Raw genomic sequence first — 3,514 nt, forward strand, 5'->3', positions numbered from 1 at the left:
ACGGCAAAACGGGCCGTATCACGCGGATTAGTCGGATCTACAGGATCTCCGATCACGGCTACGTTGCCATAAGGACCATTCGCATTGGCCGTCATCACCAGCGTTAAAGTTTGGGTACTACCTTTCAATGCATCTACTATCCAGATACCGCTGCCACTGTTGTAACTGCCGTTACTTACACTGCTGCTTACATAAGTAAATCCTTGCGGTTGATCCGTCACCTGTAAGCCCAGTGTATCTTTTAAGCCACTGTTGGTGACACTTACCGTAAAGGTGACCACGCCACCTGGCTTTACTACACTTTTATCGACTGTCTTTTTGATGCTCAACACGGCAAAACGGGCGGTGTCCCGGGGATTGGTCGGATCTACAGGATCTCCGATAACAGCGACGTTGCCATAAGGACCACTCGCATTAGCCGTCATCACCAGCGTTAACGTTTGGGTACTACCCTTTAGCGCATCTACTGTCCAGATACCGCTACCACTGTTATAACTACCACTGGTCGTTGTATTGCTTACATAAGTAAATCCTTGTGGCTGATCGGTCACCTGTAAGCCCAGTGTATCTTTTAGGCCACTGTTGGTGACACTTACCGTAAAGGTTACTACGTCACCCGGCTTTACTACGTTTTTATCGGCTGTCTTTTTGATACTCAATACTGCAAAACGAGCTGTATCACGCGGGGTGGTCGGATCTACCGGATCTCCAATCACAGCTACGTTGCCATAAGGACCACTCGCATTTGCCGTCATCACCAGCGTTAAGGTTTGGGTACTACCCTTTAGTGCATCTACGGTCCAGATACCACTGCCGCTGTTATAACTACCACTGGTCGTTGTATTGCTTACATAAGTAAATCCTTGTGGCTGATCGGTCACCTGTAAGCCCAGCGTATCTTTTAGGCCACTGTTGGTGACACTTACCGTAAAGGTGACCGCGTCTCCTGGCTTTACTACATTTTTATCGGCTGTCTTTGTGATACTCAACACGGCAAAACGAGCCGTATCACGCGGATTAGTCGGATCTACAGGATCTCCGATCACGGCTACGTTGCCATAAGGACCATTCGCATTGGCCGTCATCACCAGCGTTAAAGTTTGGGTACTACCTTTCAATGCATCTACTATCCAGATACCGCTGCCACTGTTGTAACTGCCGTTACTTACACTGCTGCTTACATAAGTAAATCCTTGCGGTTGATCCGTCACCTGTAAGCCCAGTGTATCTTTTAAGCCACTGTTGGTGACACTTACCGTAAAGGTGACCACGCCACCTGGCTTTACTACACTTTTATCGACTGTCTTTTTGATGCTCAACACGGCAAAACGGGCGGTGTCCCGGGGATTGGTCGGATCTACAGGATCTCCGATAACAGCGACGTTGCCATAAGGACCACTCGCATTAGCCGTCATCACCAGCGTTAACGTTTGGGTACTACCCTTTAGCGCATCTACTGTCCAGATACCGCTACCACTGTTATAACTACCACTGGTCGTTGTATTGCTTACATAAGTAAATCCTTGTGGCTGATCGGTCACCTGTAAACTCAGCGTATCTTTTAGGCCACTGTTGGTGACACTTACCGTAAAGGTTACTACGTCACCCGGCTTTACTACGTTTTTATCGGCTGTCTTTTTGATACTCAATACTGCAAAACGAGCTGTATCCCGCGGGTTGGTCGGATCTACCGGATCTCCAATCACGGCTACGTTGCCATAAGGACCACTCGCATTTGCCGTCATTACCAACGTTAAGGTTTGGGTACTACCCTTTAGCGCATCTACGGTCCAGATACCGCTACCACTGTTATAACTACCACTGGTCGTTGTATTGCTTACATAAGTAAATCCTTGTGGCTGATCGGTCACCTGTAAGCCCAGCGTATCTTTTAAGCCACTGTTAGTTACACTTACCGTAAAGGTTACCGCGTCACCTGGCTTTACTACATTTTTATCGGCTGTCTTTTTGATACTCAACACGGCAAAACGAGCCGTATCACGCGGATTAGTCGGATCTACCGGATCTCCGATCACGGCTACGTTGCCATAAGGACCATTCGCATTGGCCGTCATCACCAGCGTTAACGTTTGGGTACTACCTTTCAGCGCATCTACGGTCCAGATACCGCTACCACTGTTGTAGCTACCGTTACTTACACTGCTGCTTACATAAGTAAATCCTTGCGGCTGATCAGTCACTTGTAAGCCCAGTGTATCTTTTAAGCCACTGTTGGTGACACTCACCGTAAAGCTTACCGCGTCACCGGGTTTGACTACATTTTTATCGGCTGTCTTTTGGATGCTCAATACGGCAAAACGAGCCGTATCACGCGGGTTGGTCGGATCTACAGGATCTCCGATCACGGCTACGTTGCCATAAGGACCACTCGCATTAGCCGTCATCACCAGCGTTAAGGTTTGGGTACTACCCTTTAGCGCATCTACGGTCCAGATACCGTTGCCGCTGTTGTAACTGCCGTTACTTACACTGCTGCTTACATAAATAAATCCTTGTGGCTGATCTGTCACCTGTAGACCCAACGTATCTTTTAAGCCACTGTTGGTGACACTTACCGTAAAGGTGACCGCGTCACCTGGCTTGACTACACTTTTATCGGCTGTCTTTTTGATGCTCAACACGGCAAAACGGGCCGTATCTCGCGGGGTGGTAGGATCTACAGGATCTCCGACCACCGCTACATTGCCATAAGGACCACTCGCATTTGCCGTCATTACCAACGTTAAGGTTTGGGTACTACCCTTTAGCGCATCTACTGTCCAGATACCACTGCCACTGTTATAACTACCATTACTTACACTGCTGCTTACATAAGTAAACCCTTGTGGCTGATCTGTCACTGCTAAACCCAGCGTATCTTTTAGGCCACTGTTGGTGACACTTACCGTAAAGGTTACCACCTCACCTGGCTTTACTACATTTTTATCGGCTGTCTTTTGGATGCTCAACACGGCAAAACGAGCCGTATCACGCGGGGTGGTCGGATCCACCGGATCTCCAATCACGGCCACGTTGCCATAAGGACCACTCGCATTGGCCGTCATTACCAACGTTAAGATTTGGGTACTACCCTTTAGCGCATCTACGGTCCAGATACCGCTACCGCTGTTATAACTACCATTACTTACAGTGCTGCTTACATAAGTAAACCCTTGCGGCTGATCTGTCACCTGTAAGCCCAGCGTATCTTTTAGGCCACTGTTGGTGACACTTACTGTAAAGGTTACCGCGTCTCCTGGTTTAACAACACTTTTATCTACTGTCTTTTTGATACTCAACACAGCAAAACGGGCCGTATCTCGCGGGTTGGTCGGATCCACCGGATCTCCGATCACGGCTACGTTGCCATAAGGACCACTTGCATTAGCCGTCATCACCAGCGTTAAAGTTTGGGTACTACCTTTCAGCGCATCTAGTGTCCAAACACCGCTGCCACTGTTGTAACTACCACTGGTCGTTGTATTGCTTACATAAGTAAATCCTTGTGGCTGAT

The 3,514-nt window shown here is 48.4% G+C and carries 1 protein-coding gene; it reads right to left on the reverse strand.

The features are described from left to right. Nucleotides 1-3,514 (reverse strand): DUF11 domain-containing protein (locus tag OL444_RS31730; protein ID WP_264752057.1); only part of this gene is annotated, 3,514 nt, incomplete at both ends.

Source organism: Chitinophaga nivalis, assembly GCF_025989125.1.
Lineage (GTDB): Bacteria > Bacteroidota > Bacteroidia > Chitinophagales > Chitinophagaceae > Chitinophaga > Chitinophaga nivalis.